Source organism: Flavobacterium sp. MAHUQ-57 (assembly GCF_051908335.1).
In the GTDB taxonomy this organism is placed as follows: Bacteria; Bacteroidota; Bacteroidia; order Flavobacteriales; family Flavobacteriaceae; genus Flavobacterium.
Genome location: NZ_JBPZTE010000007.1, coordinates 13398 through 35228 on the forward strand (window position 1 = coordinate 13398; position 21831 = coordinate 35228).

Genomic DNA, 21831 nt, shown 5'->3' on the forward strand with positions numbered 1-21831 from the left:
ATAAATTAGCAGTTTCAAAGAAAAATTAACTTTTAAACTTTAATTGTATGTCTACAGAACCATTTATTGGGGAAATCAAAATTTTCGGTTTTAACTTTGCCCCAAGAAGTTATGCAACTTGCCAAGGCCAAATATTATCTATTGCTCAAAATACAGCACTTTTTTCATTGCTAGGCACTACCTATGGTGGAAATGGGCAAACTACATTTGCGCTTCCTGATTTACAAGGTCGTATGCCTATTGGTCAAGGTCAAGGGCCAGGATTACCTTTTTATACAATGGGAGAAGTTGGAGGTACAACTACAACGACATTGACTACCAACAATATGCCGATACACAATCATGCTGCCACTGGAATCAATGTAAGAATACCAGTAACTGCGGCAAGTGAAGATTCTGCTGCTACCAATAATTATATTGGAAATGCGGTAAATGACACTTTTGGACCTGCTCCCTCACCTACAAATTCATTGGGAGCACCAGTAGTATCGGGCGCTACAGCTTTGGCTGGAGGAAGCCAACCGTTTTCAATACTAAATCCCTATTTAACAATTAATTACTCAATTGCACTTCAAGGAATTTTCCCTTCGAGAAATTAAATAAAAAGCATATATTTGTGTAATAGTCAAACTTAAACTAACTAAAACTATGTCTACAGAACCATTTATTGGGGAAATCAAAATTTTAGCCTTTGATTTTGCTCCGAGAAGTTATGCTACTTGTTCCGGTCAAATTTTGAGTATAGCTCAAAACACAGCACTTTTTTCATTATTAGGAACCACTTATGGTGGAAATGGTCAAACTACATTTGCCCTTCCTGACCTAAGAGGTCGTGTACCCGTAGGACAAGGACAAGGTCCGGGATTACCTCCTTATAGTATGGGAGAATTGGCAGGAACGACGAATGTGACATTACTTTCCATCAACATGCCAGTTCACAATCATGCTGCAACTGGTATCAATGTAAGAATACCTGTAACTGCAGCAAGTGAAGATTCTGCAGCTGCAAATAATTATATTGGGAATGCGGTGAATGACACTTTTGGTCCAGCTGCTTCCCCAACAGCTTCATTAGGAGCTCCTGTAGTTTCTGGGTCTACAGCATTGGCTGGAGGGAGCCAACCTTTTTCAGTCCTAAACCCTTATTTAACAATTAATTACTCTATTGCTCTTCAAGGTATTTTCCCTTCAAGAAATTAATCCAGCTAATTTATTAACAATCAAAAAATAAAACTATGTCTACCGAACCATTTATTGGAGAAATCAAAATTCTCGGATTCAACTTTGCACCAAGAGGTTATGCAACCTGTCAAGGTCAAATTATGAGTATTGCTCAAAACACAGCGCTATTTTCATTATTAGGTACAACCTATGGCGGGAATGGTCAAACTACATTTGCTTTACCTGATTTACAAGGTCGTGCACCCATTGGACAAGGAACTGGACCAGGATTACCAAACTATGTTATGGGACAAGTTGGAGGTACAACAACGGCTACATTAACCACTAACAATATGCCAATACACAATCATGCTGCTACTGGGATAAATGTAAGAATACCTGTGACTGCTGCAAGTGAAGATTCTGCCGCTGCTAACAATTATATAGGGAATGCGGTGAATGACACTTTTGGACCTGCAGCTTCACCAACGGCTTCATTAGGAGCACCTGTTGTTTCTGGATCTACAGCACCAGCTGGTGGAAGTCAACCGTTTTCCATTTTGAATCCATACTTAACAATCAATTATTCTATTGCCATTGAAGGAATTTTCCCTTCACGTAACTAAAAAATAAAGACAATAATCGATTGTCAAGAATACTATAAATGAGAAAAATTGGACTTTTATTACCTAAATCCACTTATTACACAACAATTGGATTTGACCTCTTCGAAGGGCTCAAATCCAATTTAAAAAAATTAGGATTAGAGGATTTTAAGATTGTTACTGAGAATATAGGATTTGGTGCTGATAAGCAACAATGTTATAGATCTGCAGAAAAGTTATTATTGGACGAAAGTGCTGATCTGGTTATAGCCTATATAGGTCATAGAATGGCCGAGTTGTTACGTCCTTTATTCTTAGCAACGAATAAAATTTTGATTGTTCTCGATGCAGGTGCCAATATGCCTCAGGAATGGTCTGTTTGTCCCAATATAATTTATCATTCCCTTCATAATTCGTTGGGAGCGTTTTTATCTTCAAAATTAGCTATAAAAAAAGGCTATACTACAGGTGGAATGATAACAGGCTATTATGATGGCGGATATTTACAAACTTATAGCTTATCTAAAAGTTTTGAAAATGAAGGCGGTACAATTTGTTTCAATCATGCGACTGGATACAAAGAAGAGGATTTTACCATGGAGCCTTTAACCGGTTTTCTGAATTCGTATCCAGATTCTGCTTTTTTATCACTTTTCAGTGGCGATTATGTACAATGGTATTTTGAAAAAATAAAAGCCTTATTTAATGGTACAAACATTCCGATTTTTTTAGCTCCTTTTGGTTTTGAAGAAACGATGTTGAAAAATGTAATTTGTCCAAGTGATAATATTCATGGTATTGCGTCATGGTCGAAAAACATAATCAATCCGGAAAACAAAGCATTTATTGAAACAATCGAATCGTTAGGAAAAACACCCAATATATTTTCATTATTGGGATGGGAAAGCGCCGAGTTAGTAAAAAAAATAGCATCTCTTTTAGAATCTAACACTAATAATATCCCGAAAGTCATTGAAGGATTGAATGAGTTTCAATTTAAAAGTCCCAGAGGAATGATTACATTTTATTCAAAGCACAATCAAACCATTGCTCCTTTATACGAAGCTTCTATTGTGCCTGATGCCAATGGAAACTGTTCGGTACTGATAAATTCAACAATTGAAAATACCAACCACTATTTTGATGATTTATATAGTCAAGAATTAGAAGGAATCACCTCCGCTTGGTATAATAGTTACGTTTGTATATAATATGGAAAACAAAAAGAAAATAGTCGTATTATGTGGTGGAAAGTTCGCTTTCAAAACATTGCAATTATTAGCATTTGAGAAATTTCTATATGGAATAGCAATTGGCAAAGGCAATACAACAGTTACGGAAGCTTTAGAAAATGAAGCTTCAAACAGCGGATTGGCTTTTCATTCTTTTCCAACAAGAAAATCGCTATCTGCAATGCGTGACTGGTTAGATGAACTACAACCGGATTACATTTTTTCGATTTCATTTCCATTTCTATTACCTGAATCTGTTTTATCCTACGGATATGACAAATTTATCAATTTTCATCCCGGTCCATTACCAAGATACAGAGGTCCAATGCCCATTTTTGAGGTTTTAAGAAATCAAGAAAATAACACGGCAATTTGTGCCCATTTTATGAGTAACCGCTTTGATCAAGGTAATATTATATTTAATGATCCCATTGCTATAGATAAAAAAGAAACTTACGGTAGTCTAACCGTCAAAATCAGTACCCGGATATCGCAAGTCGTTCTGAATGTGGCAAATATGTTAGAATACGGTTCTAAAATACCCAACTTTGTTCAGGATGAAAATGATTCTTGTTATTATGAAAAACCAGAATTATCAGATACCTACATTAATTGGAAAAATATGAATGCCCAGGAAATCATTGCTTTGATAAATGCTTGTAATCCTTGGAATAGTGGTGCAGATGCCACCCTACTTGGTGAACAAATCAAAATTATATCAGCAGTTGTTCTAGATGAACACCATGATGACTTGCAAGTTGGCACTATCATAGCATTATCTGACGAAGACTTATTAAAAGTTGCTTGCTCTGATAATGAAATGATTGGAATAACAATTTTAAGCACCGATGAAGGGATTATGACTTCTAAAGAGTATTCGAAATTAAAGAAAATAAATCAATACGTATTAAACTAAAGAATATTAAGAACAAACAACATAAACATTCTATAACTAAAAAACTTAATAAAATGAAGATCAAAATTACTTTATCAATCATCTTACTTGTCTTTAGTGTTTTTAGCGGGCAAGCACAAGTTTTTTGGAGTGATACCTTTGAGGATGCGGGAGCTCCTTCAAGCGGTACAAGAACTCCGGGAAACAACACTGGAACCGGTTCACCGTATACTTCTTATTTTGCAAGAACCGATAATGCTAGTATCAATGTAGTAACTTCTATTAGTGGAGGGTATTTATCTGGAGAAGGTACGAAGTTCTGGGCCGGGGAAAATCATGATGAAATCACTGGAGCAATTGTAGCAGGTACAGAGGAACAACAAATCACCTGGTCCTCTATAAATATCAGTGGTAAAACAAATTTACACTTTAGTGGACTTTTTGCTGCAAACAATTCAACTGCAGCATTTGAAAACACAACTTTTGGCTCAGGTCATAATGATTACGTTATTGTAGAATACAATATTGATGGTGGTTCTTATCAACCACTTTTAAGATTTTATGCAAACAACGGAATAAATAGCGGCTCAAATAACAAGTCATTATCATTAGATACAGATGGAAATAATGTAGGTGATGGCACAATACTTAGTTCAACTTTTCAAACTTTTGAGAAACAAATCGCAGGAACCGGAACCATTTTAACGATTAGAATTAGAAGTTACATGAATGGTGGTAGTGAAGAATGGGCTATAGATAATTTCAGACTTCAGGAAGGACCAGCATGTGTTACTCCAATTGTATACAATGTTACTGGCGGTGGAACTGGTTCATCAATTTCAGTTGGTTTGTCCAATTCAGAAGTGGGTGTAACTTATCAATTAAAAAATGGTGTAGCTAATGTGGGGTCACCAGTTGCAGGCACAGGAGCTGCCCTTTCATTTGGTGTACAAACAACATCAGGAACTTATACTGTAATAGGAACAAGAAACGTTGGGCTTTGTACGGCAACAATGAATGGTGATGCTGTGGTAAATTATGTACCAGATGCAACGCCTTCATTTTGGAATGATACTTTTGAAGACACAGGATCGCCTTCTAGTGGAGTTAGAACAGCTGAAAGCAATTCGGGTTCAGGTTCCCCATTCACTTCGTATTTCACAAGAACAACCAATGCTAACATTAGTTTAGTTTCATCACTTAGTGGTGGATACCAATTATCCGAAGGAGCTAAATTTTGGGCTGGAGAAAATCACGATGAGTTATCCGGAGCACCAGTAGCAGGAAACGAAGAACAACAAATCGACTGGACTGGTATCAATATTAGTGGCAAAACAGATCTTGTATTTAAAGGACTTTTTGCAGCAAACAATACTTCAGCTGCCTTCGACACACAAGCATTAGGAGCAACACACAGCGACTATATTATTGTTGAATGTAGAATTGATGGAGGTTCATATACACCAATTCTGAAATTTTATGGTAATAACAATGTTCCTTCTGGAACAAACAATAGATCTTTGGCTGTCGATACAAATTCAGACAATATAGGAGATGGTACAATACTAACAACAAATTTTCAACAGTTTGAGAGCAATATCGTTGGTACAGGAACTACGATGGATATAAGAATACGTTCGCATTCTAATTCTAGTAACGAAGAATGGGCAATGGATAATTTAAGATTATTAGACAGCACATTAAGCAACGATGATTTTGTGGCAAACAAATCTTTCCTTTTATATCCAAATCCTAATAATGGTACTACGATGAATATAAAATCAGATTTCGATGGAGATTTTCAAGTAGTCAATCAATTAGGACAAACCGTAAGTACTTTTAAGGTAATTTCAAATACAATAAACAGTATTAATCTTACTCATTTATCTGACGGTATTTACTTTGTAAAAGGTACAGACGGTACAAAAATGGTTACCAAAAAAATAATTATTAATAAATAGTTTTTATAAATCCAATTAAAAAATCCAAACTTTTCAATGATAATTCCCAATTATCATTGAAAAGTATTCTTATAAAAATCAAATCTGAGAAATTATGAAAAGAAGATTGTTTGTAAAAAATGTGAGTATAGCTTCGATAGGTATTTTAGCAATGTCTGGAACTGACGTATTGGCGAATACTACAGAAAAAGATAAAAGTACTGTCATCGATTTATTACCTCTTAGAAAGGTATCTAAAAAAATTGTTTTACAAGGAGCAATTTTAGATGCAACTACTTTAAAACCAATTGAGAATTGTAAAATGTCTGTTAAAGCTAAAGCAAATCGACTTTTTAACTCAACTCAAGATATAGTAACCTCTAACGGTGATTATGCTATTGTATCTGGTTTTACCGATGAAGGCAAAATAAGTAAAAAAGTTAAAGTTGAAATTACGGCTACAGGATACAAACCCTATACAGGATATATCTATTTGTCTACCAGCGGTTGTAACTTGCATAGTGACGAATGGAATTACAACAAAAATTTCGACTATAATGATTGTCCAAAAAACCAACATTTAGAAAACGAAATAGCTTCTTTTTTCAATTTTAAATTGGTAAAATAAAATATTTTCAGATACAAACTAAATACTTAATAAAATGAAACAAAAAATTACATTGCTCTTAGTAATGGTACTTTTTGGTGTTTTTAACCTTCATGCACAAACACAGTTTTGGAGTGATACGTTCGAAGACGCTGGAGCACCATCAAACGGAACACGAAGTCCGGAAAATGAATCCAGTACTGGTTCTCCGGCTACTGCTTATTTTTTCAGAACAAATAATGCGGGTATACAAACCATGTTTTCACCTGGTGGATATCTAAATTTGGAAGGTGCAAAATTTTGGGCAGGTGAAGATCATGATACACCACTTGGAGGCGGACAAGAAGAACAAGAGATCAATTGGACAGGAATTAATGTAAGTGGTAAAACTGGGCTTTCATTCAGAGGTTATTTCGCCGCAAACAATATCAACGCAGCTTTTGAAAACGCAAACGGTAGTTTAGGAGGTTCGCATACCGATTATGTAATTGTTGAATATCGATTCAATGGTGCCGGGGCTTATACCAGACTTTTGGCATTTTTTGCTAATAATGCTACTAGTCCAGGAACGGATAATAAAGCATTAGCATTAGATACAGATGGCGATAGTGTGGGAAATACGCCAATATTATCGGGCACTTTCGCTGATATTCAAGGCAACATCGTCGGAACTGGAAATACCCTTGACATCCGAATTAGAGCCTATTCAAATGGTACTAATGAAGAATGGGCCATAGATAATTTTAGATTATTTGAAACCCCTGCTTGTGTTGCGCCAACAATAACTGCACAACCTGCAAATAGAAGTATTTGTAATAATGCAAATACAACTTTTGCGGTTACTGCTACAGGTGCTACTGGATATCAATGGCAGGTAAACACAGGAAGCGGATTTACAGACATAACCAATGGTGGTGTGTATTCAACCGCGACAACAAATACTTTAACCATAACCGGCGCAACTTCAGGTATGAGTGGTTATTTATACCGTTGTGTAACCTATAATGGTCCATTAACCTGTTTCACAAATTCAAATTCGGCAACACTTACTATTTCGGTACCTTCGTTAACCAACGCAAGCCAAACCAACATAGCTTGTAACGGCGGATCCAATGGTGCGGCACAAGTTAATGCAGCAACTGGTGGAATTGGGCCATACACTTACAATTGGACACCAGGAAATCCAACTGGAGATGGAACTACGAACGTATCTGGTCTAACAGCAGGTACTTGGACGTGTACTGTAACCGACGCTATTGGATGTACAGCCTCAACTAACTTTACTATTACACAACCTACAGCTTTAGTATTAAATGCTAGTTCTCAAACGAATATCGCATGTAATGGTGGTTCGACAGGAGCGGCTGCCGTAAACGCAGCTACAGGTGGTGCGGGTGGATATACTTACAACTGGACTCCAGGAAACCCTACAGGTGACGGAACAACTTCTGTAACCGGATTAACAGCGGGAACTTGGACGTGTACTGTTACTGATGCCAATGGTTGTACTGCAGCTAGAAACTTTACAATTACACAACCTCCTTCTCTTTCGCTAACAGCAAGCTCACAAACGAATATTGCTTGTAATGGTGGTTCGACAGGAGCGGCTGCGGTAAACGCAGCTACAGGTGGTGCTGGTGGATATACTTACAACTGGACTCCAGGTAACCCTACAGGTGATGGAACAACTTCTGTAACTGGTTTAACTGCGGGGACATGGACGTGTACTGTTACCGATGCCAATGCATGTACAACAGCGATTAACTTTACAATTACTCAGCCTACTTCTTTAGTCTTGAATGCAAATACTCAAACTAATATATCTTGTAATGGTGGATCAAATGGATCAGCATCTGTAAATACAGCTACAGGTGGTGCTGGTGGCTATACATACAACTGGACCCCTGGAAACCCAACAGGTGATGGAACAACCTCAGTATCTGGATTATCTGCTGGTACTTGGACGTGTACGGTAACCGATGCTAATGGTTGTACTACCGCTAGAAACTTTACCATTACCCAACCGACCGCTTTATTGTCATCTGCGGCTTCACAAACCAATGTATCTTGTAATGGTGGATCGAACGGTTCAGCTTCAATAAATACACCTACAGGTGGTGCTGGTGGATATACTTACAATTGGACTCCTGGAAACCCATCAGGGGATGGAACAACTTCTGTATTTGGATTATCGCCAGGCACTTGGACGTGTACAGTTACAGATGCTAACTCTTGTACAACAGCGGTTAACTTTACTATTACACAACCAACAGCTTTATCGGCTACTGCGGCCTCACAAACCAATGTTTCTTGTAATGGCGGATCGAACGGTGCAGCTTCAATTAATCCTGTATCTGGTGGTGCTGGTGGCTATACTTACAACTGGACACCTGGCAATCCAACAGGTGATGGTACAACATCTGTGACTGGTCTAACTGCCGGCACATGGACATGTACTATTACCGATGCGAACTCTTGTACAACAGATGTAAACTTTACAATCACTCAACCAACAGCTGTTGATGCCAGTGTAACGCAATCTGCTGGTATATTAACCGCAACTCAAAATGGTGCGACCTATCAATGGTACAGTTGTCCTAATACATTGCTAACTGGAGAAACAAATCAAACGTATACTCCTTCTATTGTTGGCGATTATAAAGCTGAAATCACTTTCGGTGGCTGTACCGTTACCTCAAGTTGCATCACCGTAACTACGCTAGACACGGATGATTTTAATTTATTTGATAAGTTCAAAATGTATCCTAATCCAAACAATGGAAGTCTTACTATTGAAACAGAAACCGATGGGAATTTTGTAATTGTAAATCAATTAGGTCAAATTGTAGAAAGTTTTACTGCAAAAGCAAATGCTAGAACAACGATCAATATTGAGAAACTAAGTGATGGAACTTACTTTGTTAAAGGAAACAAAGGAACAAACATTCCAACAAAGAAATTAGTTATAAAGAAATAACTAATCCTTAAATACTAAATTATAGGCCGTAGTATTACGGCCTATTTGTTTATATAAAGTTGGTAATAATAATTGGCTTTGTAAGTATCTCCAATGGCATTGTAGGCCATAAACAAGCAATTTAAAGCTTGTTTTTGATTTGGATTTAAAGCATATGCTTTTTCAAAAGCTGTAATAGATTCTTTGAAACGACTGGATATTGCCAATGCATTACCATAATTCAACCACATTTGGGAATGATTGGGTTCTTTTTTAAGTCCTTCATCAAAAACAGTGATTGCCTCATTGTATCGTTTCAAATTAAAAAGCGCAGTTCCATAAAAATTATACGTATTAAATGAATCCGATTTAGTTGAAATACATTTTTTATATGCTATAATGGCCTTTTCATAATCCGACTTCATAAAGTAGATGTCTGCTAAATTTCCAAAAAGTGTTGTATCATTTGGATCAATTGCTATTGCCTTGCTAGTGCATGTATAAGCGTTATCGTAATCTTTAATTCTATAATAACAAACTCCAAGGTTAACCAATGTACTTTTATCGTTGGGATCAATACGTAACGCTCTAGTATAATATTCAATAATTAAAGGCAATTGTGATTGCTGATCGGAAACATCTTCTGGTAACTGTGTAAAAAAGGCTGTAGCATAATTAAAGTTTACTCTTGCACTGTTTGGAGCATGATGGATATCCGAAGTGAAAAGCGTATGATTCGATTTCCAATCTTTATTTCTTTGAAAAGTATGTATAAAGAAAGTCAAAAAAAGTAAACCAAAGCCTAAAATTAATTTTCCACTATTCGTATCATTTTGCAACTTTTTAAAGCTATGGAAAACTATAAAAACCAAAGCGATACAAATCCCTAAAACTGGAGTATACAATAACCTGTCTCCGATAGTAGTACCAATCAACAGTAGTATGTTTGTAGCTAAAGCAATCGTTACAAAAAAGAAAATAATACCAAACGAAATCTCAGTACATTTCTTTCTATAATACCACGCAATCACTAATAATAGAAGAAATACCAACACACTTCCTAAGAAAGGCAACGAAAAAAAACCAACACACGGAATTTGATTGAAGGAATAATCATAACTCATATTCATTGGAAAAAACGAATTACAGATATACCGTCCTAAAATGGTAAAACCAGTCGCTATTTGTGTTAGCGGGTCAGTACACGCAACTAAAGAATTGTCCAAATACGTATATTGTATTTTTGGGAATGGTGATGAATTGATCACCAATTGATGACCAACTAACCAACTGATCGTTACAACTACATGAGGCAAAATAGATTGAACTACTTGTTTAGTATTCTTGAATTGACTCCAGAATAGAATAGCCAAAATCGGTAGGAATAAAATTCCCGCTTCTTTGGATAGTAAACTAAAAAGGAAGAAAACAACTGAAAGAATTTTCCAATACTTCTCTTTCCTGCAGAATAAACCATATACTGTTAAAAGAAAAAAGAACAGACACAAAATCTCATCTCTACTTTTTATATTGGCAACTACTTCTGTATGTATTGGATGTACAGCAAAAAGAATGACAATAACAAATGAAATCCAATACGAATAATTTTTAAAAAAGTGTCGGAGTACTATAAACAACAACACATTGTTCAACACATAAAATAGTACATTACTAAAATGGTGTATAAAAGGAGAATTAGGCATCAATTGCCATTCAATAGCAAAAAAGACCAATGACATTGGTCGGTACAAACCACTATTGGAATTCCAATAGCCTTGCCAATAAAAAGTGGTAAAAATATCTTTAATTCCAAGAATTCCATTTTTTACAAATTTATTTTCCTGAATTACAGCAATATCATCCAAAACAAAACCATGTGCCAAAGTATTCGCATACAAAGCAAAAGAAACAATCCCAACCACCCAAAGCATCCATGAATAGGATTTTTGCGTTGTTTTCACTTCAACAGTATCTTTTGAATGTATTTTCTTTTTCTCAGCCATATCAAAATAGTTTAGTATAAAATAGTAGAATTATAATTTTAGAAGTCCATATTTAATGATACAATAGATAGCACGAAATCCATCTTTCCAGGTAATTTTTTTGTCTTCCTGGTAGGTTCTGCCGTAATACGAAATCCCTACTTCATAAATCCGAATATTCGGAATTCGTGCAATTTTAGCCGTAACTTCAGGTTCAAATCCAAAACGCTTTTCCTTCAATTGTAACGATTTCAGAACATCGGCAGAAAACATCTTATAGCAGGTTTCCATATCCGTTAAATTCAAGTTGGTCATCATATTGGACAAAAACGTGAGAAACTTATTCCCTACGGTATGCCAGAAAAACAAAATCCGGTGTGGTTTACTTCCCATAAATCGAGAACCATAAACAACATCGGCAAATCCGTCCAATAAGGGTTGAAGAAGTATACTATATTCTCTGGGATCGTATTCTAAATCAGCATCCTGAATGATAATATAGTTCCCGGAAGCTTCACTAATGCCTTTATGAATTGACGCTCCCTTCCCTACATTTTTTTCATTTGAAAAATAGCGTATATTGAGATGTGTATTTTCTTGAAGATAGTTTCGAAGTAAGCTATCTGAGGCATCCGAAGAACAATCATTAACGACAATAATTTCTTTTTCAATCGCTTGTCCTAAATCAACAAGTTCAATTTTTTCCAGAATTTTCAGAATCGTTCTTTCCTCATTATAAACAGGAATTATAATTGATAAAACAGTAGTCATTTAATTGTTCATTGAATTCATAGGAAACCTAATTTTCTACTAAAATACAATTTTAATTATCCAATCAACAATATTCTTTTTAACCGGTAGAATAGAAATTGTACTACAACAATTCCTCTTTGTGATGAAATACAGGAAAAAACTCAAAGAATTCTATTCTCCCCTTTTCCTAAATAAAAAAGCTGTTCTTTATCAGGAACAGCTCTTTATCGTATTTTTTAAAAAGGAACATCACTATCATCATCATCAAAACTATTCATGTTGCTTCCAAAAGCTTCATTAGGAGTTGGAAGATTGGGTGTAATGAACGGATTCGAATCGTCTAGATTCATTTTCGATGGTAAATCGTCGAATACAGTTCCGAATTCATCCAAATTGTCAAACTTTCCTAAATGGCCTAAGAACTTCAATCGGATATTTTCCAAACTACCGTTACGGTGTTTTGCAATGATAAACTCAGCCTGACCTTGGGTAGGTGAACGCTCATCGTCATCCCACTCGTCAATTTTATAATATTCCGGACGATAAATAAATGATACAATATCGGCATCCTGCTCAATCGCTCCCGATTCACGTAAGTCAGAAAGTAATGGTCGTTTACTCGATCCACGGGTTTCTACCGCACGGGATAACTGTGAAAGTGCAATTACAGGAACATCCAATTCCTTCGCTAATGCTTTTAAGTTTCGAGAAATAGTCGAAATCTCCTGTTCACGGTTTCCTCCTCCTTTTCCACCTCCACCGGCAGTCATTAACTGAAGATAATCGACAATGATCATCTTGATATCATGCTGCGATTTCAAACGACGCGCTTTTGCACGTAAATCGAAGATAGATAAAGATGGGGTATCATCAATGAACAAAGGCGCTTTTTCCAAGTCACGTACTTTCACTGACAACTGTTCCCATTCGTGTTTTTCCAACTTACCGGTTCTCAATTTTTCCGATGACAATCCGGTTTCCGAAGAAATCAAACGGGTAATCAACTGTACCGAAGCCATCTCAAGAGAGAATACTGCCACAGCGTTACCAAATTGAATCGCCATATTACGCGCCATTGATAAGACGAAAGCCGTCTTACCCATACCGGGACGCGCTGCAATAATAATCAAATCGGAAGGTTGCCAACCCGAAGTTACTTTATCTAAAGCATGAAAACCTGTCGCAACACCACTCAATCCTTCTTTTCCGGCAATTTGCTCAATTCTCTTTTTCGCCTGAATCACCAAACTTTGTGCCGTTTCAGAACTACGTTTGATGTTTCCTTGCGTTACTTCATACAACTTCGATTCTGCCTTATCCAACAAATCAAATACGTCCGTGGACTCGTCATAGGAATCTTCAATGATTTCAGAAGAAATCTTGATCAAACTACGTTGGATATGCTTTTGAAGTATAATTCTGGAGTGGAATTCAATATGTGCCGAAGAAGAGATCTTCTGCGTCAACTGAATCAGATAAAAATCACCTCCAGCTAAATCCAGTTTCGCCATTTTCTTTAATTGGGCGGAAACTGTTAATAAGTCAATAGGCTGTGAATCATTAAATAAGGTTACGATTGCTTCAAAGATATACTTGTGAGCATCCTTATAAAAGGCATCCGGCTGCAAAATATCAATAACTTCATCTACCCCTTTTTTATCAATCATCATAGCGCCCAACACCGCTTCCTCCAAGTCGAGAGCCTGTGGTGGTAACTTTCCTTTTTCTAAGTTGATAATAGTGGTTTTATCAACTTTTACAGGGTTAATATTCTTGAGATTTTCCATAATGCAAAAATACACCTTCTGTGCCTAAAACGGTTCAAAAGGCTATCGTAAATGTGTGAACAAATTTTTGTTGAAAACTATATTTTTCTGTTGATAACATAAAAAAAATCCGAAACCATAGGGCTTCGGACTTTATCTTAATTTGTAAGAATTTTACTCGTTGAACTGCCCCATCTTGCTGTATTTATCCATTCTTTGTGCAATCAAATCAGCTGTTGATAAGTCTTTTAATTCATTAAATCCTTTTAAAACATATTCTTTAACGGTTTTAAAACCGGTTTCTTTATCTCTGTGAATTCCTCCAAGTGGTTCTGGTACAATATCATCAATTAGCTTATGCTCTTTCATATCGACTGGTGTCAATTTCAAAGCTTCAGCAGCTTGCTCTTTGTATTCCCAGCTTCTCCACAAGATTGAAGAACAAGATTCTGGTGAAATTACAGAATACCATGTGTTTTCCAACATTAATACTCTATCTCCAACACCTATTCCTAAAGCTCCTCCAGAAGCACCTTCACCAATAATTACAGTAATAATAGGCACTTTCAAACGAATCATCTCTAAGATATTACGTGCAATAGCTTCTCCTTGTCCTCTTTCTTCTGCTTCCAATCCAGGGTAAGCTCCAGGAGTATCTACTAAAGTCAATACCGGAATATTAAACTTCTCCGCCATTTTCATCAAACGCAACGCCTTACGATACCCTTCAGGATTCGCCATACCGAAATTACGCAACTGACGCATTTTGGTGTTGATTCCTTTTTGCTGACCGATAATCATGAACGATTGTCCGCCAATTCGGCCTAAACCTCCTACCATGGCTTTGTCATCTTTCACTCCGCGATCACCAAACAACTCTAAAAAAGTATTGTCTGTTAAACTCGCAATATGCTCTAATGTATAAGGTCTGTTAGGATGTCTTGACATTTGAACACGTTGCCATGCCGTCATGTTCGCGTATATATCTTTCTTTGTTTCTTCTAATTTTTTAGTGATTTGATCACAGGTCGTAGTAACATCAACATCGGATTCCTGACCTATAACCTGACATTTCTCCAATTGTTCTTCTAGTTCCTTAATTGGTAATTCAAAATCCAAATATTCCATGAGATTTTTATTTTTTGTGTCTAATTATGAATGAACAAAGATAAAATTTCTAGTTGAGTTTAAAAGTATATTTTACGATATTATTACAAAACCAAAGTATTACGCTAATATTCAATAATTTATACTTGCTTTTCCTTTTGTTTATTTTTCAAAAATCCATTCAATACGACTGTTGAAAGTATTATCAAGGCTCCAATATAAAACTGACTGTTCATTTGTTCTTTTTCTTCAAAAACCAACAAAGCCAATAGAATTCCATAAATGGGTTCTAAGTTGATGGTAAGCATTACAGTATACGGACTCAAATACTTCATTACCGCTACCGACGCAATAAACGCATACGCTGTACAGAACGAACTCAATATGAACAGATACATCAAATCTTCCCACGACAGCTTGAAAAAACCAGCGCTAAAACTCCCTCCAATCAATAAGAAGATCGAGAAAAACAAAACCCCACCCACCAATTCGTAAAATGAGATAATCGTTGGATTATACATCTGTGCGAACTTTCCATTAATCATCGAAAAGGAAGCGGATAAAAAAGCCGAAATCAAGGCCAAAGCAATACCTTCTACATAATTACCTTCCACCTTAAAGATGAGATACAAACCCGCAATTACAATCAACCCGAACAATACTTCGTAACCAACAATCTTTCTTTTGAAAAAAATAGGCTCCAATAGCGATGCAAAAAAAGCGCCCGTAGACAAACAAGCTAATGTCACCGATACATTAGAAACCTTAATAGCTTCAAAGAAGGTATACCAATGCAAGGCTATGACCAGCCCGGCAAAGAGCAAAATGAGTATGGTTTTTAAAGGAAGTCGAACCGAAGTCTTTGTCAAATAAATATATACCAAGATAAATAAGGAAGCGAAAAGCATTCGATACCAAACCAAGGGTAAGGCATCTAACGTTATTAACGCTCCTAAAACCGCAGTAAACCCCCACACAAACACAATAAAGTGCAGATGCAGATAACTCTGTAAAACTTTATCTTTTGGCATTTTTAAGTAGATAATAGGCTAAAATCCCGAAAATAATATTAGGTATCCAAACACCCAATAAAGGGGAAAAAGTAGATTTCTCAGCAATCGTTCCGAAAATTTTATCCAAAAAGACATACGAAAACGCTACAGCAATACCAATAGCCAAGTTGATTCCCATCCCTCCTCTTCGTTTCATCGAAGAAACGGCTACTGCAATAATGGTTAAAATAAAAGCGGAAATCGGAATACTGTATTTACGGTATTTCACCACCAAATAACGATTGATATTCGAAGATCCTCGCTGTTTTTCTTTTTCTATGAATTTGTTCAATTCGGTCATGTTCAACGTCTCGGCAATGTAAATCACAGGCGTCAAATCGTCCATCTCAAAATTGAACTTCATTTTTTTCATGTTCTCCGTTACAATAGTATCGTCCAAGTCTCCTACTGTTCGCTTCATGTAATTCATTAATGTATAATCTTTCGTCTTGGGATTATACATAATCGACGATGCCGTTATCTTGTACAAAAGCTTTTCCTTATCAAACTTCTCATACACAAAGTTGTACCCTGTTTTGGCTTCCTGACTGAAATTACTGGCATAAATAAATTCAGTATCACTGATTTGACGATACACATCACTGGTTTGCCGCATCTCACTCCGACCGCCACCACGCAAATACATATACCTAAAGTTATTAAAACCATCACTCGCTTTAGGCACAAGGAAAAAACCCATCAACAATGCAAAAATTGATACGAGTGTCGCTCCAAAAATATAGGGGCGTAAAAATCGGCTGAACGATATTCCTGAACTTAAAATAGCTACAATCTCTGTATTATTAGCCAATTTGGATGTAAACCAAATTATGGATAAAAAGAGAAATATCGGAAATAATAAATTCGCAAAGTAGATGATGAAATCCAAATAATAAGCAGCAACCTTCGGAAAAGGTACTTTATTTTCTAAAATCCTATTGATCTTCTCAGATACGTCAACAGTAATCCCAATAGGAATAAATAACAATAACATAGTAGAGAAAGTCATAATATACCTTCTTAATATGTACCTGTCAATAATTGTCAGTTTAGAAAATAATTGCTTGAACATTATAATCGTTGGCTCATTTGTTTAACCATTTTTTCTTTCCATTCACGGAAATCTCCTGCTAAGATATGTTTTCTTGCCTCACGAACCAACCACATATAAAACCCTAAGTTATGAATGGTCGCAATTTGCTTTCCTAAATATTCGTCTGCTGCAAACAAATGACGTAAATACGCCTTTGTATACTCTACATCCACAAACGTATGCGCCATTTCATCAATAGGTGAAAAATCATCCGCCCATTTTTTGTTTTTGATATTAATCGTACCATGCGCCGTGAACAACATCCCGTTACGAGCATTTCTGGTTGGCATCACACAGTCAAACATATCAATACCTAACGCAATGTTTTCCAAAATATTGATTGGCGTCCCTACTCCCATTAAATAACGAGGTTTGTCTTTCGGAAGGATAGCCGTAACCACTTCTGTCATTGCATACATTTCTTCTGCTGGTTCTCCAACAGAAAGCCCTCCAATCGCATTACCAACCGCTCCTGCATTCGCAATATATTCGGCCGATTGTTGACGTAAATCTTTGTACGTACTTCCCTGAACAATCGGAAAGAAAGCCTGATTATAATCGTACTTCAATGGTGTTTTCTCCAAATGCGCAATACAACGATCCAACCAACGATGGGTCATATGCATTGAACGCTTAGCATAACGGTAATCACACGGATAAGGTGTACATTCATCAAATGCCATAATGATATCAGCTCCAATCGTACGCTGAATCTCCATTACGCTTTCCGGTGAAAAGAAATGATAAGAACCATCAATATGTGATTTGAATTTTACTCCTTCTTCTTTAATTTTTCGATTGGAAGAAAGTGAATATACCTGATACCCTCCCGAATCGGTCAGAATGTTTCTGTCCCAATTCATGAATTTGTGCAAACCTCCCGCTTTTTCCAAAATGGGTGTCTGCGGACGTAAATACAAATGGTAGGTATTTCCTAAAATGATATCCGGATTGATTTCCTCTTTCAACTCGCGCTGATGCACGCCTTTTACCGAAGCAACGGTACCAACAGGCATAAAAATAGGAGTCTCAATAACTCCGTGATCTGTAGTAATTTTACCGGCTCTGGCTTGTGTTTGCGGATCGGTGTGTAATAAATCAAACTTCATATAATGCGTTCTTCCTTAAATTTCGAAAGGCAAAGATAAGTTAATTCGTTAATTTGAAAATCAGTTCTTTTGAAAATTTAGGAATGTTTTAGTGTTTTATGGATTAATAAACAACAGCTGTTGAAAGCCAATAGCATCTGTTGCATAGCCTCCACAAACTATTGCAGAATGAACAACATCTATTGCAAAGCCAATATGTTTTGTTGCAAAGCCTCTGTAAACTATTGCAGAATGAATAACATCTGTTGCATAGCCAATATCTTTTGTTGCATAGCCTCTGTGAACTGTTGCAAAACCAATACAATCTGTTCCATAGCCTCCATGAACTATTGTGGAGCCAATATATTTATTGCGGAGCCTCTGTAAACTATTCTGGAATCAATATCATCTATTGCGGAACTCATGAATTACTCTTTACTAGTTACTAATCACTCACAAATTGTACAAAACTTTTGCCTATCGGAAAAATATAAAGTAATTTTGGACGCAAATAATTTATACGTATTCAAAATGTCTGACATTCAACAACTAACAAAATTTACAACACAGGTAAGAAGAGATATTCTTCGTATGGTGCATGCAGTAAATTCAGGTCACCCGGGAGGTTCTTTAGGGTGTGCAGAATTCTTCACAGTGCTTTACCAACATTTAATGGACAGAAAACCAGGATTCGACATGGACGGTATCGGAGAAGACATCTTCTTCTTATCCAACGGTCACATCTCTCCAGTTTTTTATTCGGTTTTAGCACGTAGCGGCTATTTCCCTGTAAAAGAATTGGCTACTTTCCGTAAGTTAAACTCTAGATTACAAGGTCACCCAACTACTCACGAAGGTCTACCGGGTATCAGAATGGCTTCTGGATCGCTTGGACAAGGTTTATCTGTTGCAATTGGTGCAGCACAAGCTAAGAAATTGAACAAAGACAACCATTTAGTATATGCTTTATGTGGTGATGGTGAATTACAAGAAGGTCAAAACTGGGAAGCAATCATGTATGCTTCTGCTAAAGGGGTAGACAATCTGATTGCTACTATCGACTTGAACGGTAAACAAATCGACGGTACTACTGACGAAGTATTGAACATGGGTAGCGTAAAAGCTAAATTCGAAGCTTTCGACTGGGATGTTGTAGAAATCAAAGAAGGAAACAGTATCGAAGCGATTATTGCCGGAATGACTCACGCTAAATCATTATCAGGAAAAGGAAAACCAGTGTGTGTACTATTACACACTGAAATGGGACATGGTGTAGATTTCATGATGCATACTCACGCTTGGCACGGAAAAGCGCCTAACGATGAGCAATTGGAAAAAGCATTGGTTCAAAACCATTTAGAAGACGAAATCGATTATTAAGAATTAGGAGTTACGAATTTTAAGTTATGATTTTGACTGTAACTTTTAATTTTTAAATCACTTCAATCATACATTGAATATGAAAAAATATACAAATCAAGGAAGTAAAGATACCCGTTCCGGTTTCGGAGCTGGAATGACCGAGTTAGGTCAGAAGAATGAAAATGTTGTTGCACTTTGCGCCGATTTAATCGGTTCGTTAAAGTTTGACGACTTCAAAAAAAATCATCCTGAGCGTTTCTTCCAAATTGGAATCGCTGAAGCAAACATGATCGGTATTGCTGCCGGTTTAACCATTGGTGGTAAAATTCCTTTCACAGGTACATTCGCTAATTTCTCTACAGGACGTGTATACGATCAAATCCGTCAGTCTGTAGCTTATTCTGATAAAAACGTGAAGATTTGTGCTTCTCACGCTGGTTTAACTTTAGGTGAAGATGGTGCAACACACCAAATCCTTGAAGATATCGGCTTGATGAAAATGTTACCGGGAATGACTGTAATCAACACATGTGATTACAACCAAACCAAAGCAGCTACAATTGCTTTGGCAGATCATCACGGTCCAGCTTATTTACGATTCGGTCGCCCCGTTGTTCCTAACTTCACTCCTGCTGACGAACCTTTCGTAATCGGTAAAGCAATCCTATTAAACGAAGGAACTGATGTAACTATCGTTGCAACCGGACATTTAGTTTGGGAAGCTTTAGTTGCCGCTGAAGCTTTAGAAGCAAAAGGAATCTCTGCAGAAGTAATCAACATCCACACCATCAAACCTTTGGATGATGAAGCTATTTTAAAATCAGTAGCTAAAACAGGATGTGTAGTTACAGCAGAAGAACACAACATCTTAGGTGGTTTAGGTGAAAGCGTTGCTAGATTATTAGCACTAAACACGCCAACGCCACAAGAATTTGTTGCTGTAAACGATAGTTTTGGTGAATCTGGAACTCCAGAACAATTGATGGAGAAATACAAATTGAACAACCAAGCAATTGTTGAAGCTGTTGAAAAAGTAATCAAAAGAAAATAATTCACAACGAATTTACTTCATAAAAAAATCCGCTCAATGAGCGGATTTTTTATTTTATATTAGTCTGATTATCTCCTAATCACTGTATCTGGATCCATGTAATTCTTAATACCGTCATTATCCTCATCACCCCATTTCTCTTCAGCAGAAATCAAACCATCATTATCATCATCATTATCCAAGTAATTAGGTTTTCCATCACTATCGGTGTCAATACTTACACCATTTGGACGTTCCTCTTTTGTAGAATAGCTATCCCCATCATCATCAAAATCTCTATAATCTGGCCTTCCATCATCATCAGTATCATCATCCACCGTATTGGCATCTACACCTTCTACAACTTTAAATTTCCCATCACCATTCAAATCTTCCAAATAAGAATCGATACCATCAAAGTCATGATCTACTCTATTAATATGTTTTAATTGAACAGAAAATACCATTGGCGAATAGGAAGGAATAGTTCCAGAAGACGAATAATATCCTAATCCTGAAGGAAGGAAAAAGATACCTGCTCCAAAATTATCATAGGAAATAACACCCGTACCCGAATCATGAGAATATGTTCCGGATTTAAATAACGGCAACATTTCTTTCCAACCATCAACTACCTGATCCAAAGAAAACCAAATTGGGTTTTGTGCCTGATCAAATTGTTGACCCGTAATAAATTCATCATATGTTTCAGGACTCGTACCCTTAGCCACTTTCTTTTTATAAAGATATTCTCCTCTATAAGAAACAAGTGTAGAATCCACACGTGATGGATTAGTTCCAGTGCCTTGTCTAAATTTAACGTAATATACTTTATACTTTACTTTATGTACTAAATTATCAACAACCAAAGAATCAATAGGATATTCAGTCTGTTTAAAAATAGGCAAACTATCAGGCCCATGCGTTTTAATTCTAGTAAACTCAACTTCAAAAGTAACAGGATCCACTTTCATGAAATGATTATTCATATACTCCCTGATGCTTGTCGAATCCTTTTTATATTGTACATCATACGGCTCGGGCTTTGCCCCATTAGAATCATCATCCTTGTTACAAGAAAAAACAAATAATCCGGCAGTTACTACCAATATTGTCTTAAAAAATCTACTCATTACTTTAATTTTAATGCTCGCAAGATACAATTTTGATTTATTTTTGTTTTAAATTTTAACGTAGTTTTT

18 protein-coding genes are annotated in these 21831 nt (G+C 36.4%); 10 read left to right on the plus strand and 8 right to left on the minus strand.

What is annotated here, in order from left to right; all coding sequences use genetic code 11:
- Nucleotides 1-47 precede the first annotated feature (47 nt).
- The 8 genes from ACS8MM_RS07955 (at nucleotide 48) to ACS8MM_RS07990 (ending at nucleotide 9417) form a co-directional block, all read left to right on the plus strand.
- Nucleotides 48-599: a phage tail protein gene (locus tag ACS8MM_RS07955; RefSeq protein WP_379715048.1), complete on the plus strand. Its 552-nt coding sequence runs from the start codon at nucleotides 48-50 to the stop codon at nucleotides 597-599.
- A 49-nt stretch (nucleotides 600-648) separates the two neighbouring features.
- Nucleotides 649-1200, plus strand: coding sequence for a phage tail protein (locus tag ACS8MM_RS07960; RefSeq protein ID WP_379715050.1), 552 nt, complete (start codon nucleotides 649-651; stop codon nucleotides 1198-1200).
- Between the two features lie 35 nt (nucleotides 1201-1235).
- A complete protein-coding gene (locus tag ACS8MM_RS07965) occupies nucleotides 1236-1787 on the plus strand; it encodes a phage tail protein (protein ID WP_379715052.1) in 552 nt (183 codons plus the stop codon).
- A 38-nt stretch (nucleotides 1788-1825) separates the two neighbouring features.
- Nucleotides 1826-2977, plus strand: coding sequence for an ABC transporter substrate-binding protein (locus ACS8MM_RS07970; RefSeq protein WP_379715054.1), 1152 nt, complete (start codon nucleotides 1826-1828; stop codon nucleotides 2975-2977).
- A 1-nt stretch (nucleotide 2978) separates the two neighbouring features.
- Nucleotides 2979-3914 carry a methionyl-tRNA formyltransferase gene (locus tag ACS8MM_RS07975; protein ID WP_379715056.1) on the plus strand — a complete coding sequence of 312 codons (936 nt, stop codon included), beginning with the start codon at nucleotides 2979-2981 and terminating at the stop codon, nucleotides 3912-3914.
- Nucleotides 3915-3967: 53 nt separating this feature from the next.
- Complete coding sequence (locus tag ACS8MM_RS07980; RefSeq protein WP_379715058.1) at nucleotides 3968-5854, plus strand: T9SS type A sorting domain-containing protein; 1887 nt, start codon at nucleotides 3968-3970, stop codon at nucleotides 5852-5854.
- Nucleotides 5855-5948: 94 nt separating this feature from the next.
- Nucleotides 5949-6461 carry a hypothetical protein gene (locus ACS8MM_RS07985; RefSeq protein WP_379715060.1) on the plus strand — a complete coding sequence of 171 codons (513 nt, stop codon included), beginning with the start codon at nucleotides 5949-5951 and terminating at the stop codon, nucleotides 6459-6461.
- Nucleotides 6462-6495: 34 nt separating this feature from the next.
- The gene (locus tag ACS8MM_RS07990; RefSeq protein ID WP_379715062.1) at nucleotides 6496-9417 is read left to right on the plus strand and encodes a T9SS type A sorting domain-containing protein; all 2922 of its coding nucleotides are present in this window, start codon (nucleotides 6496-6498) and stop codon (nucleotides 9415-9417) included.
- A 41-nt stretch (nucleotides 9418-9458) separates the two neighbouring features.
- Here the strand turns inward: ACS8MM_RS07990 and ACS8MM_RS07995 are convergent, their stop codons facing one another.
- The 7 genes from ACS8MM_RS07995 to tgt all read right to left on the minus strand — a co-directional run bounded on the left by ACS8MM_RS07995 (nucleotide 9459) and on the right by tgt (nucleotide 18258).
- Nucleotides 9459-11399, minus strand: coding sequence for a tetratricopeptide repeat protein (locus ACS8MM_RS07995; protein WP_379715064.1), 1941 nt, complete (start codon nucleotides 11397-11399; stop codon nucleotides 9459-9461).
- Between the two features lie 30 nt (nucleotides 11400-11429).
- Nucleotides 11430-12149, minus strand: a complete 720-nt coding sequence (locus tag ACS8MM_RS08000; protein WP_379715066.1) for a glycosyltransferase family 2 protein — start codon at nucleotides 12147-12149, stop codon at nucleotides 11430-11432.
- Nucleotides 12150-12367: 218 nt separating this feature from the next.
- The gene (dnaB, locus tag ACS8MM_RS08005; protein WP_379715068.1) at nucleotides 12368-13918 is read right to left on the minus strand and encodes a replicative DNA helicase; all 1551 of its coding nucleotides are present in this window, start codon (nucleotides 13916-13918) and stop codon (nucleotides 12368-12370) included.
- Between the two features lie 153 nt (nucleotides 13919-14071).
- Nucleotides 14072-15025: an acetyl-CoA carboxylase carboxyltransferase subunit alpha gene (locus tag ACS8MM_RS08010; RefSeq protein ID WP_379715070.1), complete on the minus strand. Its 954-nt coding sequence runs from the start codon at nucleotides 15023-15025 to the stop codon at nucleotides 14072-14074.
- Nucleotides 15026-15144: 119 nt separating this feature from the next.
- On the minus strand, nucleotides 15145-16035 hold the full coding sequence (locus ACS8MM_RS08015) for a DMT family transporter (protein ID WP_379715072.1): 891 nt from the start codon (nucleotides 16033-16035) through the stop codon (nucleotides 15145-15147).
- A complete protein-coding gene (locus ACS8MM_RS08020; RefSeq protein WP_379715074.1) occupies nucleotides 16022-17128 on the minus strand; it encodes an LptF/LptG family permease in 1107 nt (368 codons plus the stop codon). The genes ACS8MM_RS08015 and ACS8MM_RS08020 overlap by 14 nt, the downstream gene beginning before the upstream one ends.
- On the minus strand, nucleotides 17128-18258 hold the full coding sequence (tgt, locus tag ACS8MM_RS08025) for a tRNA guanosine(34) transglycosylase Tgt (protein ID WP_379715076.1): 1131 nt from the start codon (nucleotides 18256-18258) through the stop codon (nucleotides 17128-17130). The genes ACS8MM_RS08020 and tgt overlap by 1 nt, the downstream gene beginning before the upstream one ends.
- A 510-nt stretch (nucleotides 18259-18768) precedes the next feature.
- Here tgt and ACS8MM_RS08030 point away from each other — a divergent pair.
- Complete coding sequence (locus ACS8MM_RS08030; RefSeq protein WP_379715078.1) at nucleotides 18769-19617, plus strand: transketolase; 849 nt, start codon at nucleotides 18769-18771, stop codon at nucleotides 19615-19617.
- A gap of 79 nt (nucleotides 19618-19696) precedes the next feature.
- Nucleotides 19697-20650, plus strand: a complete 954-nt coding sequence (locus ACS8MM_RS08035; protein WP_379715080.1) for a transketolase family protein — start codon at nucleotides 19697-19699, stop codon at nucleotides 20648-20650.
- Nucleotides 20651-20718: 68 nt separating this feature from the next.
- Here ACS8MM_RS08035 and ACS8MM_RS08040 read toward each other — a convergent pair whose 3' ends face one another.
- Entirely contained in the window at nucleotides 20719-21762 is a 1044-nt protein-coding gene (locus ACS8MM_RS08040; protein ID WP_379715082.1) for an FKBP-type peptidyl-prolyl cis-trans isomerase, read from the minus strand.
- Nucleotides 21763-21831 lie beyond the last annotated feature (69 nt).

Coding starts and splice junctions, on each gene's coding strand:
- ACS8MM_RS07975 (WP_379715056.1), top strand. CDS start 2,979: ATGGAAAACAAAAAGAAAATAGTCGTATTATGTGGTGGAAAGTTCGCT.
- ACS8MM_RS08000 (WP_379715066.1), bottom strand. CDS start 12,149: ATGACTACTGTTTTATCAATTATAATTCCTGTTTATAATGAGGAAAGA.
- ACS8MM_RS07980 (WP_379715058.1), top strand. CDS start 3,968: ATGAAGATCAAAATTACTTTATCAATCATCTTACTTGTCTTTAGTGTT.
- ACS8MM_RS08020 (WP_379715074.1), bottom strand. CDS start 17,128: ATGTTCAAGCAATTATTTTCTAAACTGACAATTATTGACAGGTACATA.
- ACS8MM_RS07985 (WP_379715060.1), top strand. CDS start 5,949: ATGAAAAGAAGATTGTTTGTAAAAAATGTGAGTATAGCTTCGATAGGT.
- ACS8MM_RS08015 (WP_379715072.1), bottom strand. CDS start 16,035: ATGCCAAAAGATAAAGTTTTACAGAGTTATCTGCATCTGCACTTTATT.
- dnaB (WP_379715068.1), bottom strand. CDS start 13,918: ATGGAAAATCTCAAGAATATTAACCCTGTAAAAGTTGATAAAACCACT.
- ACS8MM_RS08010 (WP_379715070.1), bottom strand. CDS start 15,025: ATGGAATATTTGGATTTTGAATTACCAATTAAGGAACTAGAAGAACAA.
- ACS8MM_RS08030 (WP_379715078.1), top strand. CDS start 18,769: ATGTCTGACATTCAACAACTAACAAAATTTACAACACAGGTAAGAAGA.
- ACS8MM_RS08035 (WP_379715080.1), top strand. CDS start 19,697: ATGAAAAAATATACAAATCAAGGAAGTAAAGATACCCGTTCCGGTTTC.
- ACS8MM_RS07990 (WP_379715062.1), top strand. CDS start 6,496: ATGAAACAAAAAATTACATTGCTCTTAGTAATGGTACTTTTTGGTGTT.
- ACS8MM_RS07965 (WP_379715052.1), top strand. CDS start 1,236: ATGTCTACCGAACCATTTATTGGAGAAATCAAAATTCTCGGATTCAAC.
- ACS8MM_RS07955 (WP_379715048.1), top strand. CDS start 48: ATGTCTACAGAACCATTTATTGGGGAAATCAAAATTTTCGGTTTTAAC.
- ACS8MM_RS07960 (WP_379715050.1), top strand. CDS start 649: ATGTCTACAGAACCATTTATTGGGGAAATCAAAATTTTAGCCTTTGAT.
- ACS8MM_RS08040 (WP_379715082.1), bottom strand. CDS start 21,762: ATGAGTAGATTTTTTAAGACAATATTGGTAGTAACTGCCGGATTATTT.
- tgt (WP_379715076.1), bottom strand. CDS start 18,258: ATGAAGTTTGATTTATTACACACCGATCCGCAAACACAAGCCAGAGCC.
- ACS8MM_RS07970 (WP_379715054.1), top strand. CDS start 1,826: ATGAGAAAAATTGGACTTTTATTACCTAAATCCACTTATTACACAACA.
- ACS8MM_RS07995 (WP_379715064.1), bottom strand. CDS start 11,399: ATGGCTGAGAAAAAGAAAATACATTCAAAAGATACTGTTGAAGTGAAA.